This is a genomic window from Bradyrhizobium sp. 45, assembly GCF_023073155.1.
In the GTDB taxonomy this organism is placed as follows: Bacteria; Pseudomonadota; Alphaproteobacteria; order Rhizobiales; family Xanthobacteraceae; genus Bradyrhizobium; species Bradyrhizobium canariense_D.
In genome coordinates, this window is sequence record NZ_JADPIX010000049.1 from 262,545 (window position 1) to 277,022 (window position 14,478).

The window sequence follows — 14,478 nt, forward strand, 5'->3', positions numbered from 1 at the left end:
GAACGACTATTGCGAGAGAATGGCGGGTGACAGCGCCGGCCGCCTCTTATATCCGGTGAGACATGGACAGCGTCGCGACTGAACACAAGGCCGAGGTGGACGATCGCTTCGACACCGCGCGGATCACCGCCGCGGTCGATGCGCTTGCCGAGAAGCACCAGGGACGCGAGGACGCGTTCCGCACGGCCATGGCGCAACTGCTCAAGGCCGAGCTGATTGCCTCGCGCGCTGCGGCACAGACGATCCTGCTGAAGGACCGTCATGGCCGGCGCTGCGCCGAGCGACTGTGCCACGTGCAGGACGAGATCATCCGCATCCTGTATTCGGCCGCGACCCGCCATCTCTACCGCTCGCCGATTCCGAGCGGTGCCGAGCGCATGGCAGTGGTGGCGACCGGCGGCTATGGCCGCGGCCTGATGGCCCCCGAGTCCGACATCGATCTGCTCTTCATCCTGCCCTACAAGCAGACCGCCTGGGGCGAGCAGGTCGCCGAGGCCATTCTCTATTGCCTCTGGGACATGGGGCTGAAGGTCGGTCACGCCACGCGCTCGGTCGACGAGTCGATCCGGCAGGCGCGCGGCGACATGACCATCCGCACCGCGATCCTGGAGACGCGCTTCCTTACCGGAGACCGGCCGCTCTATGACGAGCTGGTTGCCCGCTTCGACAAGGAGGTCGTGCAAGGCACCGCGTCCGAGTTCGTCACCGCGAAACTCGCCGAGCGTGAGGAGCGGCATCGCCGCGGCGGCCAATCGCGTTATCTGGTCGAACCCAACGTCAAGGACGGCAAGGGTGCGCTCCGCGACCTGCACACGCTGTTCTGGATCGCGAAGTACGTCTACCGCGTGAGCGACACCGACGAACTGGTCGACCGCGGCGTGTTCGACGCGCAGGAATACCGCACCTTCCGCCGCTGCGCCGACTTCCTCTGGTCGGTGCGCTGCAATCTTCACTTTTACTCCGGTCGCCCTGAAGAGCGCCTCTCCTTCGACCTCCAGCGCGAGATCGCGGTCCGGCTCGGCTACACCTCGCATCCCGGCATGCAGGACGTCGAACGCTTCATGAAGCACTACTTCCTGGTCGCCAAGGAAGTCGGCAACCTCACCGCCATCCTCTGCGCCAAGCTCGAGGACCAGCAGGCCAAGCCCGCGCCGGTGCTGAGCCGGATGATGGCGCGGCTGCGCCCCACCGCGGTGAAGCGGCGAGTGCCCGACAGCGACGACTTCATCGTCGACAACAACCGCATCAACGTCGCCGCGCCCGACGTGTTCAAGCATGATCCGGTCAATTTGATCCGCATCTTCCGCCTGGCGCAGAAGAACAATCTCGCCTTCCACCCGGACGCGATGCGCGACGTGACGCGTTCGCTCGGCCTGATCAACGCGCAGATGCGCGAGAATCCCGAAGCCAACCGGCTGTTGATGGAGATCCTGACATCCGACAACGCGGAAATCGTGCTGCGGCGGATGAACGAGACCGGCGTGCTCGGCCATTTCATCCGTGCCTTCGGCAAGATCGTCTCGATGATGCAGTTCAACATGTATCATCACTACACCGTCGACGAGCATTTGATCCGCTGCGTCGGGTTCCTCCAGGACATCGAACGCGGCGGCATCGAGGAATTCGCGGTGGCGAGCGACCTGATGCGCAAGATCCGGCCGGAGCATCGCTCCGTGATCTACATTGCGACGCTGCTGCACGACGTCGCCAAGGGCCGGCCCGAGGATCACTCGATCGCCGGCGCCAAGGTGGCGCGACGGCTCTGCCCGCGGCTCGGCTTCAGTCCGGCCGACACCGAGCTCGTGGCCTGGCTGATCGAGGAGCATCTGACGATGTCCACGGTCGCACAGTCGCGCGATCTCTCCGACCGCAAGACCATCGAGAATTTCGCCGCCGTGGTGCAGTCGGTCGAGCAGATGAAGCTCTTGACGATCCTGACCACCGCCGACATCCGCGGCGTCGGCCCAGGCGTGTGGAACGGCTGGAAGGCGCAGCTCTTGCGCTCGCTGTACTACGAGACCGAACCGGTGCTGACGGGTGGCTTCTCGGAGGTAGACCGCGGCAAGCGGCTCACGGCCGCGTATGCCGAATTCCGTAACGCCTTCGCGGAATGGCCGGCGGAAGAGCTCGACGCCTATATCGCCCGGCACTATCCGGCCTATTGGCTCAAGGTCGAGCTGCCGCGCAAGATCCGCCACGCGCGCTTCGTCCGTGCCAGCGAGCAGGCGGGCCACAAGCTCGCGATCAATGTCGGCTTCGACGAGGTGCGTGGCGTCACCGAGCTGACCATCTTCGCCGCCGACCATCCCTGGCTGCTGTCGATCATCGCAGGCGCCTGTGCCTCGGCCGGTGCCAACATCGTCGATGCCCAGATCTACACCACGACCGACGGTCGCGCGCTCGACACCATCTCGATTTCCAGGGAATACGACCGCGACGAGGACGAGGGACGGCGCGCCACACGCATCGGCGAGATGATCGAGGACGTGCTGGAAGGCAAGCTGCGTCTGCCCGAAGTGGTGGCCCGGCGCACCGTGCGCGGCAAGGCGCGGCCGTTCGTGATCGAGCCGGAAGTGACCATCAACAACCAATGGTCCGACCGCTACACAGTGATCGAAATGTCCGGCCTCGACCGCCCCGGGCTGCTCTACGAGCTGACCACCGCGATCTCGAAGCTCAACCTCAACATCGCCTCGGCCCATGTCGCGACCTTCGGCGAGCGCGCGCGCGACGTGTTCTACGTCACCGATCTCCTGGGCGCACAGATCAGCGCGCCGACACGTCAGGCCGCGATCAAGAGCGCGCTGACCCACGTGATGGCCGGCGACAAGGCGGTTCAGCCAGCGGCCTGACTTCTCTCGTCATTCCCCGCTGAATCATCGCGCCGACTTTTGTTCGGAGAATCGCAGCGCGTTCACCAGCGCAGACAGCGTCGCCGGTTGATGCCGACGACTGGGATAATACATGAAGAAGCCCGGAATTGGCGGAGTCCAATCCTCCAGCACCCGGACAAGGCGGCGCTTCGCAACATATTCGGCGACCTGCTCTTCATAAGCGAGTCCCACACCAACCCCGGCGAGCGCCGCCTGGATCACCAGGTGGGTATCGTCAATGATGAGTGGGCCGTTCACGTTGATCGTGACCGACTTTCGTCCCTGCTGAAACTCCCACCGATATGGTCCACCCGCAAGACGCAGCGTAACGCACCGATGATCGTTCAGATCCTTTGGTTTCTTGGGGATGCTTCGTGAAGCGAAATAGCTTGGCGAGCCCACTACCGCCAATCGCAGTTCGGGCGTGAGGCGAACCGCGATCATATCCTTTTGAATGTACTCGCCAAGCTGGATACCGGCATCGAACTCGTCTGCAACAAGGTCCACGGGGCCAGTGACGGTAACAACGTCCAGAACGATGTCCGGGTAGGACTCAGCGAAAGCTCTCAACCGCGGCAACAACACCATCACGGCAGCTGATCGTGACATTACGATTCGGAGACGACCTTCGGGTCGCTGCCGAACACTTCGGGCCTTGTCGAGGGCGTGACGAATTTGCTCAAGCGCCGGAGACAAGTCTTCCAAAAGAGCTGCCCCCGCAGCGGTTGGCGCAACGCTCTTGGTTGTTCGAGCGAGCAGCTGCAGCTCAAGCCGTTGCTCAAGCCTCCGGATTGTGTGACTCAAGGCAGACTGAGACACACCCAGCTTTATCGCAGCGCGCGTAAAGCTTCGTTCACTGGCCACGATTGCGAACGTCGCGAGCTCGTTCAATTCGTTTGTCATCGTCTATGAATATCGATCATAAGCCCATGCCGCGCAAGTCGGCTGGCTTCATAAACAACTATGCCGTAGGCTCCCACCCGCAATTCGACGACCTACGGTGCTTTTCTGCACGGGCGCCAGGCTGACGCTCGGCACGGCTGGCCGGGCCGGGCCGCATGAATGCCCGGTGTAACGGCTTTGAGGATGACAATGAATACGGACGTTCCCGCCTTGCACTCCCTTGCGCAAACCTATTTCGATGCTGCCTATGAAATGGATGCCGAGAAATTTGCATCCATATTTCACCCCTTGAGTTCCGTGACGAAGGTCGCCGAGGACGGCAACGTGGGCGTGACGCCGATTGCGACCTGGCTGGCAGCGGTCCGCGACATGAAAGCTCCAAAGCAACAGGGCTTCGAGCGAGACGATCAGATCCTGTCGACGGATGTTGAAGGAGAGCTCGCGCTTTTGAAGGTGAAATTGCGCATCCCGCCGCGTTACTTCACAGACCTGTTGTCGTGCTTGAAGGTGAACGGGACCTGGAAGATCGCGCAGAAAGTAATGACGTCGAACCTCTGATGGATTCGGTCACGGCGGGGGAGAGCGGCCGAAGGCTCGCTCGACGGCCCATCGCCGGCCGCCGCCAATCGCTCAACCGTTGTCAAACAGGCGCTTAGACCGCCACGCCTTCATGCCGCAGCAGCCAGCGCTTGCGCTCGAGGCCGCCGCCATACTTCACCAGAGAACCATCGGCGCCGATCAGGCGGTGGCACGGCAGCACCACGCTGATCGGATTGGAGCCGTTGGCATGGCCGACGGCGCGAATGGCTTTGGGCGTGTCGATCCTTGCGGCGAGCGCGCCGTAACTCATTGTGGTGCCGGCAGGGATTTGCGCCAATGCATTCCAGACCTTCTGCTGGAACGGCGTGCCGGCGATGCGCCAGGCGATGTCTGAGAGCTGGCCGAGATCGCCGTCGAAATAGTCCGACAGCGCAGTCCGCATGGCCGCGGGCGCGGGCTGGTCACTCAGGTCCACCAGACCGTAATGCAGGCGCAAGAGCTCGCGCATGCGGTGCTCGTAATCCTCCCAGTCGAGCGCGCGCAAGGCGCCCTCAGCGTCGGTGATCAGCAGCGCGATCCCGATCGGCGTCGCCAGCCGATCGAGGCCGAAGCTTACAGGCGGTTTGGTCGGTCGCGCGGGCATTGCGGCACCATTGCATCGAAACACGCCATCGCACTTGCCACGCCAGCCGTGCTAGCGTCCACCCGAAAGCTGACGCTGGGGGAGCTCAACTTGATCTGGATCGCGAATATCCTGGTGGCGCTGGTCGCCGCAGCGACCGTCAGCACGCGGATCCTGATCGTGCAGGCGCTGCCGGCGGCGCTCGCGCTGTTGGCCTTGTTCCTGACCTGAGATGCCATAGCGCGGCACCGCGATCCTTGCGCGGCGCCTGCCGTTCCTCCACAATCTCCGACAGCGATGGCGACCGTTGGCAATCAACGGGACAAGACCGTCGGTCGGAAATTCCGTCAGGAGGAACAAGCCCACATGAGCAATCGCAGAGCCTTCATCACCGCCACGGCGGCGCTCGCCTTCGCGTTCTCCGCCAACCAAGCTCTCGCCCAGAAGAAATACGACACCGGCGCGAGCGACACCGAGATCAAGATCGGCCAGACCGTGCCGTTCTCCGGGCCCTATTCCGTCTACGCCAATATCGGCAAGACCCAGGCCGCCTACTTCAAGATGATCAACGATCAGGGCGGCATCAACGGCCGCAAGATCAATCTGATCCAGTATGACGACGCCTATTCGCCGCCGAAGACGGTCGAGCAGGTGCGCAAGCTCGTCGAAGGCGACGAGGTGCTGTTCACCTTCCAGATCATCGGCACGGCCGCGAACGCTGCCGTGCAAAAATATCTCAACGGCAAGAAGATCCCGCAACTGCTGGCCTCGACCGGCGCCGCGCGCTTCAACGATCCGCAGAACTATCCCTGGACCATCGCCTATAATCCCAACTACGTGTCCGAGGGACGCATCTACGCCAAGTACATCCTCAAGGAGCATCCGAACGCCAAGATCGGCGTGCTCTACCAGAACGACGACATGGGCCGCGACTATCTCGCCGGCCTCAAGAGCGGTCTCGGCGACAAGGCCGCCAGCATGATCGTCGGCGAGGTGTCCTACGAGGTCACCGATCCGACGGTGGACTCGCAGGTGGTCAAACTGAAGTCGTTGGGCGCCGATCTTTTCTATGATGCCTCGACACCCAAATTCGCGGCGCAGGCGATCAAGAAGGTCGCCGAGCTCGGCTGGACGCCGGTGCACATTCTCGACATCAACGCGAGCCCGATCTCGGCGACGTTGAAGCCGGCCGGTCTCGACATCTCCAAGGGCATCATCTCCACCCAATACGGCAAGGAGCCCGGCGATCCGCAGTGGAAGGACGATCCGGGCGTGAAAGCGTTCTTTGCCTTCATGGACAAGTATTTCCCCGAAGGGGACAAGCTCAATACCGTCAACACCTATGCTTATTCAGTCGCCGAATTGCTGACGCAGGTGCTGAAACAGTGCGGCGACGACCTGTCGCGTGAGAACGTGATGAAGCAGGTCGCTAACATCAAGGACTTCACCCCGAGCTTCGCGCTACCCGGCATCAAGATCAACACCGGGCCGAACGACTACCGCGTCAACAAGCAGATGCAGATGATGAAGTTCAACGGCGAACGCTGGGAGCTGTTCGGCCCGATCATGGAGGATGCGGGTCCAGCGGGTTAGCCTCTCGGATATCTCATAGGGCGGGTTACGCCCGGCGGACTGCACTTCGCGCATCCGCCGGCGCTGCCCACCTTACAAACCTGCTGCGCAGCCGCGCATGCTACGAACTGCGGGCGCACGCCCAAACTTGCGTTGCAACAACGCCTCATCCACTATCGCCGTCAGCGGTGACATCAGGTGCGCACAGGCGCGCCTGATTGATCACCGGCAACAAACATTGAGGAAATGCGAATGAGGAATGGAATGCTGCATCTGGCCACGGCAACGGCGCTGACCCTGGCGCTATCGGTCTCGGCGGCCAATGCCCAGAAGAAATATGATCCGGGGGCCAGCGATACCGAGATCAAAGTCGGCCAGACCGTGCCGTTCTCGGGACCGGCATCGGCCTACGCGTCGATCGGCAAGACCCAGGCCGCCTATTTCAAAATGATCAACGACCAGGGCGGCATCAACGGCCGCAAGATCAATCTGATCCAGTATGACGACGCTTACTCGCCGCCAAAAGCAGTGGAGCAGGTGCGCAAGCTGGTCGAGAGCGACGAGGTGCTCTTGACCTTCCAGATCATCGGCACGCCATCGAATGCGGCCGTGCAAAAATATCTCAACTCCAAGAAAGTGCCGCAGCTGTTCGCGGCCACCGGCGCCTCGAAGTTCACGGACCCGAAGAACTTTCCGTGGACGATGGGCTACAACCCTAACTATTTCGTCGAGGGCCGCATCTACGGCCAGTACATCCTGAAGGAATATCCAAACGCCAAAGTCGGCGTGCTCTATCAGAACGATGATCTCGGCAAGGACTATCTGAACGGCATCAAGGCCGGGCTCGGCGACAAGGCCGCCAAGATGATCGTCAACGAGTCCTCCTACGAAGTCTCGGACCCGACCGTCGATTCGCAGATCCTCAAGATCAAGGATGCCGGCGCCGATCTGTTCTTCAGCGCCAGCACGCCGAAGCAAGCGGCGCAGGCGATCAAGAAGATCGGCGAGATCGGCTGGAAGCCGGTGCAGATCGTCGACATCAACGCCACCTCGGTCGGCGCGGTGATGAAGCCTGCCGGTCTCGACGCCGCCAAGGGCGTGATCAGCGTCAATTACGGCAAGGATCCGCTCGATCCGACCTGGAAGGACGATGCCGGCCTGAAGAAGTATTTCGACTTCATGGCGAAGTACTATCCGGACGGCGACAAGGATTCGAACTTCAATACCTACGGCTACGGTACCGCCCAGCTTTTGGCCCACGTGCTGCAGCAGTGCGGCGACAACCTGACGCGCGAAAACGTCATGAAGCAGGCGGCTTCGCTGAAGGACGTGACCAGCGATATCGCCCTGCCCGGCATCAAGGCCAACACCTCGGCGACCGACTACCGCGTCAACAAGCAGCTTCAGATGATGAAGTTCAACGGCGAACGCTGGGAGCTGTTCGGCCCGCTCCTGGAAGATGCGGGTCCGGCGGGTTAGTTTTCTCGGAGCAAGCAGGTGAGGCGTGGATGGCCGAGTCAAGCCCGGCCATCCACCTTGAGGAGGGAGTTCCGCCGACGCCGCTCAGGCCGGCACCTCGCCAAAGTTCTTGCCCACCGGCAGCACCGCGTGCCGAATGAGCCGTGAATCCTCCACGGCGGCCTGCCTGTGCTTAACCGCTTCGCGATAGACGGGATCGCGGATCATCTCGACGAACGCGGCGACGCTTGGGTATTCGGCGATGAAGCAATGGTCCCAGCGCTCAGTCTCGGGGCCGATCAGCATCAACTCGAATTTGCCTTGCCAGACGATGCGGCCGCCGAGGCGTTCGAACACCGGGCCGCTCTCGCGGCCATAGGCCGCATAGGCTTCCGCGCCGCTCGCCTTGCGGCCATCTGGATAGGCTGCCTCCTTGCGTAAGCGCACCAGGTTGAGCATGTGGATCGGGCCGGGACGGTCGTTGTCCCGGAACTGCGCGAAAATCTCCTTGGTTGGATCGATGTGGCCCATCTGAGTTTCCTTTTCTTTTATGCCGGCGATCCTAGCTCTGCCGACCTCCCAGCGGAACTGCGGCCAGCGAATGCCGCACCTCCTAATCGCGCGTTAAGCTCTGGGTAACCGGGCCTTAAACAGCGACCGCTAGCGTGCGGCGGGGCGGGCTGACCGGGCGTTTGCGTATGGGGTTGGGAAAGAAAAAGGGTGGGCGGAAGGAGCCGTTGTTCGGCTTGCCTGCGGCACTCGCCGATCTGCGCCTGACCGCGGCCGACCGCATTCCTGGCGGCGATGAGAAGCCGAAGAAATCAACGAAGTCATCTGCCAAGCGCAAGAGCGAGGATGCCGGCGACGAGCCGCCGCGCGAGCGGAAGGCGCCAGCCGGCCGCGGCAGCCCCAAGCGGCGATCGAAGTCACGCATCGGCGCGAGCCTTGGTCGCCTGGTCTATTGGGGCGCGGTGCTGGGCCTATGGGGCGCCATCGCCGTGATCGGCGTCGTGATCTATGTCGGCGCTCATCTGCCGCCGATCCAGTCGCTGGAAATCCCCAAGCGGCCGCCGACGATCCAGATCGTCGGCATGGACGGCAGCATGCTGGCGCAACGCGGCGAGATGGCCGGCGCCAACGTCTCGCTGAAGGATCTGCCGCAATATCTGCCCAAGGCGTTCATCGCCATCGAGGATCGCCGCTTCTATTCGCATTTCGGCATCGATCCCGTGGGCATCCTCCGCGCGCTCGTCACCAACGTGCTCCATCGCGGCGTGTCGCAGGGCGGCTCGACGCTGACGCAGCAATTGGCGAAAAACCTGTTCCTGACCCAGGAGCGCACCATGGCGCGCAAGCTGCAGGAAGCGGAGCTCGCGATCTGGCTGGAGCGCAAGCATTCCAAGAACGAGATCTTGGAGCTCTATCTCAACCGCGTCTATTTCGGCTCCGGCGCCTACGGCGTCGAGGCCGCCGCGCAGCGCTATTTCGGCAAATCGGCCAAGAACGTCACCGTCGCGGAAGCGGCGATGCTGGCCGGTCTCGTCAAATCGCCCTCGCGGCTCGCGCCTAACCGCAACCCCGAGGGCGCAGAAGCGCGCGCGAAAATCGTGCTCACGGCGATGGCGGATGCCAAATTCATCACCGAAGCGCAGGCGCAGGCCTCGATCGGCCAACCCTCCTACAATGTGAAGCCGGTCGGCGCCGGCACGGTCAATTACGTCGCCGACTGGATCGGCGAGGTGCTGGACGATCTGGTCGGCCAGATCGACGAGAGCATCAAGGTCGAGACCACGATCGATCCGAAGCTCCAGAGCGTGGCGGAAGCCGCCATCATCGACGAGCTCGCGGCCAAGAGCGTGAAATTCAATGTCAGCCAGGGCGCACTGGTGGCGATGACGCCCGACGGCGCGGTTCGCGCCATGGTGGGCGGGCGGAACTATTCCGAGAGCCAGTACAACCGCGCGGTCACCGCCAGGCGCCAGCCGGGCTCCTCGTTCAAGCCGTTCGTGTACCTGACCGCGCTCGAGCAGGGGCTGACGCCCGACACGGTCCGCCAGGACGCGCCGATCGAGGTCAAGGGCTGGAGGCCTGAGAACTACACCCACGAATATTTCGGCGCGGTGACGCTGACCCAGGCGCTCGCGATGTCGCTCAACACGGTCGCCATTCGCCTCGGCCTCGAGGTCGGGCCGAAGAACGTGGTGCGCACCGCGCACCGGCTCGGCATCTCCTCGAAACTCGAGCCCAACGCCTCGATCGCGCTCGGCACCTCCGAAGTCTCGATGGTCGAGCTGGTCGGCGCCTATGCACCCTTCGCCAATGGCGGCTTCACGGCGACGCCGCATGTCGTCACGCGGATCAGGACGCTCAGTGGCAAGCTGCTCTACATGCGCCAGGCGGACGAGCACAACCAGGTGGTCGACCCGCGCTATGTCGGCATGATGAACGCGATGATGCGGGAAACGCTGATCAGCGGCACCGCCAAGAAGGCGGAGATCCCGGGCTGGCCAGCGGCCGGCAAGACCGGCACCAGCCAGGACTACCGCGACGCCTGGTTCATCGGCTACACCGCCAACCTCGTCACCGGCGTGTGGCTCGGCAATGACGACAACTCGCCGACCAAGAAGGCCACCGGCGGCGGCTTGCCGGTCGAAGTCTGGTCGCGCTTCATGCGCACAGCGCACGAGGGCGTGCCGGTAGCAGCCTTGCCGAGCTCTCCAGGTGGCTGGGGCCTGTCGAACCTGGCGCAGGCGACGTCGCAGGTGTCGCCGCCAACAGCGGCAGCGCCCGGACCCGCACCGGCCAGCAACGGCGGCTATCGCCCACCCCCCACGCGCGCCAATGCGCGACCGGAGGCAGCCGCAGGACTCGATGGCTGGCTGATGGACCGGCTGTTCGGCGGGAATCGCTAGCGCCGACCTGAGGTCCGGGTGACCTCAAAACAAAAACAAGCGAAAACAACCCCATGCACAGTAGCCGAGGATAACGAAATCAACGGCTTGCGTGAGGCGCAAGACGGCTGATTCTGACAGCAAAGCCATTTGACACCTCGGGCAAAACAGAACCGTTCCGCCATCATCCCGAACGCGGCCGCTATCTCGGCTCTCCCGGTTCGCCACCGGTGTCGTCTTCGGCAAGTCCTGCCTACCATGGCAAAATCGGCCGATCCCCGCAGCTCCCGGAACGCAAAAACACCAGTCTCTTCAAGCTCCGGTCGGCGGCCCGGGATTTGCTCTCACAGGTTGAGCAAGTATCGGAGAGCGTTCCATGATGTCGGGTGTATCCAGCGCGGCGTTGCCTCATCTGCGACCCGCATCAACGTCCGCTTCGAATAGGACATCGAGTCTTCAGCCGGCGGGACCGGATGCGACTGATGCTGCGACCGACGGCTTTCGGATTGACGTCTCGCAGGTCAAGCCCCTGACAGGCGCCAAGTCGATATCGGCGGCGGACAATCCTCACCTGCGCGACCTCATGGCATCGAACTGGCTGATGACCCATGACACGAGCGCAACTCAGTCGGTCGTCTCGGACGATGCCCCTGAGAACACCTATGCTCAGGTGAAGGTCGACGGCAAGGTGGTCGCCACCCTGTACAATGGCGGGTCCTCAACGATGACCAACGAGGCGGCTGGAAAGATCGGCAAGCTGGAGGATCCACCCGATCTGAGTGGACCGGATCTGGCGCAGTGGCGGGCCGACAGATACGCCGAGCGGCTCGGTGGCACCGTTGAAAAAGCTTCCACCGCGATCACGCAATCGCAATGGACCCCGCGTGAAAGCAGCTCCGCAACCTATAGCCGCGATCAACTCGACGCAGCCTTCCAGGCGATGCTGGCCGAGGGCCAGAAGGCCGGCGTGCAATTGCAGTCATCCTATCTCGCCTCGCGCACGCAGCCGGGGACAAGCGCGGATGTCAGCGCCTGAGCAGAGGGATGAATTGAGTACGCGCGGACGTCGCTGCATTCTCAACTGTCATTCCCGCGAACGCGGGAATCCAGTACGCCGCGGCCTCTCGGTTCAATAACAACCGCCTCGGAACACTGGATCGCCCGGTCGAGCCGGGCGATGACAGCGTCAGATGGAGGTTGGCAGCGAGGGCCTAATCCTCGACCCCGTAGCGGTGCAGGTCGTTGCCGTACGTATCGAGCCACTTCTTGGCGCGCTCCATCGACGGGCAGACCTTGCCGCAGACGCGCCAGAACCGCGCCGAGTGGTTCATCTCAACGAGATGGGCGACCTCGTGGGCGGCGAGATAGTCGAGCACGTAGGGCGGCGCGAGGATCAGGCGCCAGGAGAACGACAGCGAGCCGGCCGAGGTGCAGGAGCCCCAACGACTGGATTGATCGCGGATCGAGAGCCGCTTGACCTTGACGCCGAGCTCGGCGGCATAGGATTCCGCCGCACGCTGAAGGTCGCGGCGAGCCTCGCGCTTGAGGAAGTCGCTGATGCGACGGTCCGCATGCTCGACGCCGCCGGCGACGCAGAGAATGCGCTCCCCGCTGTCGCGCACTTCCGTCCACACCGTACCGCGCGTGCCGGCGCGATGAACGATGCGATGGGCCGTGCCGCGAAGTGGTATCACTGTGCCAGGCTGGAACGGCGCGGCCTTCGGCAAACGGCCGAGACGTGCCGCGATCCACGCGCCGTGGCGCTGCGCGAAGTCTTTTGCTTCGGCGAGCGTGCCGCGCGGCGGCATGGTGAGGATGGCTTCGCGATCGCTCGGATGAATTCTGAGCGTGTAACGGCGCGCGCGGCGATGCCGGCGCAGTCGAATCGCAAAATATTGCGATCCATGGGTGATCAGGAGGGTCTTCGGCTCGTGGGGCCGCCGATAGAGGAGTGCGCGAGTGGCCATGTCTGTCAGTCCGGGGGGCAGGAGAGCGCCCGGATTCTGCCATAACCGCCGCCAGGGAAAGCGCTCGGCGCAAAAACAAATCATTTGCCCAATATACAGGGGTCTGGCGTCCGGGAGACCCTACAGACTGGGGTTGGAACCGGCTTTTTTCGCCCCCGTTCGGCGCATGTGGCACCCCCAAGGGGTGAGGTTGGACTCACTCCTACAAAGCTACCTAAATACCGCGAATCTAGCGGGAACTCGCCCCTGTCGGAGCCTCCGACAGGGCGTCGATTTTCAGCGGGAAAGCCGAAAAACGCGATTATTCGGCCGCGAGAGCCTGCAATGAGCTCGGATTCGCCGCCGAGACCATGAAGTCGTGGATGCGCGGCACGATTTCCGATTTGAAGCGCGAGCCATTGAACACGCCGTAATGTCCGACGCCCTTCTGGACGTAATGAACGCGGCGGTGATCGGGAATCGAGCTGCACAATGTGTGCGTTGCTTCGGTCTGACCGATGCCGGAGATGTCGTCGTTCTCGCCTTCGACGGTCATCAACGCGACGCGCGTGACCTTGGAGGGATCGACGCGTGTTCCACGATGGGTCATCTCGCCCTTCGGCAGCGAATGCTTCACGAACACGGTGTCGACGGTCTGCAGGTAATACTCGGCGGAGAGATCCATCACCGCGAGATATTCGTCGTAGAAGTCACGATGCTTGTCGACGAGGTCGCCGTCGCCCTTTACCAGGTTGGCGAATAGCTGCTTGTGGGCATCCATATGCCGGTCGAGATTCATGCTGATGAAGCCGTTGAGCTGCAAGAAGCCCGGATAGACGTCGCGCATCATACCCGGATGCGGGAACGGCACCTTGGTGATGACGTGGTTGCGGAACCAGTCGATGCCGCGCTCCTGGGCCAGGTTGTTCACCGCAGTCGGATTGCGCCGGGTGTCGATCGGGCCGCCCATCAGCGTCATCGAGGTCGGCACAAAGGGATCGCGTAGCGCTTCCATAATCGAAACGGCAGCGACGACGGGAACCGAGGGCTGGCACACCGCCAGCACATGCGTGTTGCCGCCGAGGACATGCAGCATCTCGATGACGTAGTCGATGTAGTCGTCAAGATCGAAGCGGCCGTCGCTGAGCGGCACCATGCGGGCATCGGCCCAATCGGTGATGTAGACCTCATGCGCCGGCAGGAAAGCCTCGACGGTACCGCGGAGGAGCGTCGCGTAATGGCCGGACATCGGAGCGACGATCAGCACGCGTGGATGCGGACTGCGCAGTGGACGGGCGAACTTGCGATCGAAGTAGAGCAGGCGGCAGAACGGCTTTTCCCAGACCGAGCGGACCTCGACGGGAACGCGGATGCCGTTGACCTCGGTGTCGTTGAGGCCCCATTCCGGCTTGCCGTAGCGGCGGGTGGTGCGTTCGAACAATTCGCAGGCCGCGGCAACCGACTTGCCAACCTCGGTGCGTGCCCAGGGGTTCAGCGGATTCTGAAACAGGAGCTTGGTCGCGTCCGTGATCGCACGCGCCGGATTGAGAGAGGCTTGCCCCATCTCGTACATCCAGTACATCGGCGTCGTCAGGACAGGACTGCCTTCGGCCACCAGGGGCGGCGCCCCGCCAAACTCACCAATCGGCATCGCTATATTCCTCTTCGCATCG

Annotated in this window: 11 protein-coding genes; 6 read left to right on the forward strand and 5 right to left on the reverse strand. The window is 63.0% G+C overall.

The genetic code is table 11. The features are described 5' to 3' along the window. Positions 1-62 precede the first annotated feature (62 nt). The gene (locus IVB42_RS07685; RefSeq protein WP_085361945.1) at positions 63-2,852 is read left to right on the forward strand and encodes a [protein-PII] uridylyltransferase; all 2,790 of its coding nucleotides are present in this window, start codon (positions 63-65) and stop codon (positions 2,850-2,852) included. 24 nt (positions 2,853-2,876) lie between these two features. Here the strand turns inward: IVB42_RS07685 and IVB42_RS07690 are convergent, their stop codons facing one another. Further along, complete coding sequence (locus IVB42_RS07690) at positions 2,877-3,776, reverse strand: LysR family transcriptional regulator (protein WP_247398895.1); 900 nt, start codon at positions 3,774-3,776, stop codon at positions 2,877-2,879. Positions 3,777-3,965: 189 nt separating this feature from the next. On the opposite strand from IVB42_RS07690, the gene IVB42_RS07695 reads away from it, so the two are divergent. Beyond that, complete coding sequence (locus IVB42_RS07695; RefSeq protein WP_247398892.1) at positions 3,966-4,334, forward strand: nuclear transport factor 2 family protein; 369 nt, start codon at positions 3,966-3,968, stop codon at positions 4,332-4,334. Positions 4,335-4,428: 94 nt separating this feature from the next. Here the strand turns inward: IVB42_RS07695 and IVB42_RS07700 are convergent, their stop codons facing one another. Beyond that, on the reverse strand, positions 4,429-4,959 hold the full coding sequence (locus tag IVB42_RS07700; protein WP_018455889.1) for a methylated-DNA--[protein]-cysteine S-methyltransferase: 531 nt from the start codon (positions 4,957-4,959) through the stop codon (positions 4,429-4,431). Between the two features lie 345 nt (positions 4,960-5,304). Between IVB42_RS07700 and IVB42_RS07705 the strand changes: the two genes are divergently transcribed. Together IVB42_RS07705 and IVB42_RS07710 are read left to right on the forward strand one after the other, a co-directional pair. Beyond that, positions 5,305-6,531, forward strand: a complete 1,227-nt coding sequence (locus IVB42_RS07705) for an ABC transporter substrate-binding protein (RefSeq protein WP_026233046.1) — start codon at positions 5,305-5,307, stop codon at positions 6,529-6,531. 231 nt (positions 6,532-6,762) lie between these two features. After that, entirely contained in the window at positions 6,763-7,989 is a 1,227-nt protein-coding gene (locus tag IVB42_RS07710) for an ABC transporter substrate-binding protein (RefSeq protein WP_085385519.1), read from the forward strand. An 84-nt stretch (positions 7,990-8,073) separates the two neighbouring features. On the opposite strand, the gene IVB42_RS07715 is transcribed toward IVB42_RS07710, so the two are convergent. Next, positions 8,074-8,499, reverse strand: coding sequence for a DUF1330 domain-containing protein (locus IVB42_RS07715; RefSeq protein ID WP_018455884.1), 426 nt, complete (start codon positions 8,497-8,499; stop codon positions 8,074-8,076). A 167-nt stretch (positions 8,500-8,666) separates the two neighbouring features. On the opposite strand from IVB42_RS07715, the gene IVB42_RS07720 reads away from it, so the two are divergent. Both IVB42_RS07720 and IVB42_RS07725 read left to right on the forward strand, forming a co-directional pair. Further along, positions 8,667-10,880 carry a penicillin-binding protein 1A gene (locus IVB42_RS07720; protein WP_018455883.1) on the forward strand — a complete coding sequence of 738 codons (2,214 nt, stop codon included), beginning with the start codon at positions 8,667-8,669 and terminating at the stop codon, positions 10,878-10,880. A 355-nt stretch (positions 10,881-11,235) separates the two neighbouring features. Further along, positions 11,236-11,895 carry a hypothetical protein gene (locus tag IVB42_RS07725; protein WP_247295909.1) on the forward strand — a complete coding sequence of 220 codons (660 nt, stop codon included), beginning with the start codon at positions 11,236-11,238 and terminating at the stop codon, positions 11,893-11,895. A gap of 175 nt (positions 11,896-12,070) precedes the next feature. Here IVB42_RS07725 and IVB42_RS07730 read toward each other — a convergent pair whose 3' ends face one another. Beyond that, entirely contained in the window at positions 12,071-12,910 is an 840-nt protein-coding gene (locus IVB42_RS07730; RefSeq protein WP_026233044.1) for a SprT family zinc-dependent metalloprotease, read from the reverse strand. 217 nt (positions 12,911-13,127) lie between these two features. Continuing rightward, entirely contained in the window at positions 13,128-14,456 is a 1,329-nt protein-coding gene (gene phaZ, locus IVB42_RS07735) for a polyhydroxyalkanoate depolymerase (protein WP_018455880.1), read from the reverse strand. Positions 14,457-14,478: the final 22 nt, after the last annotated feature.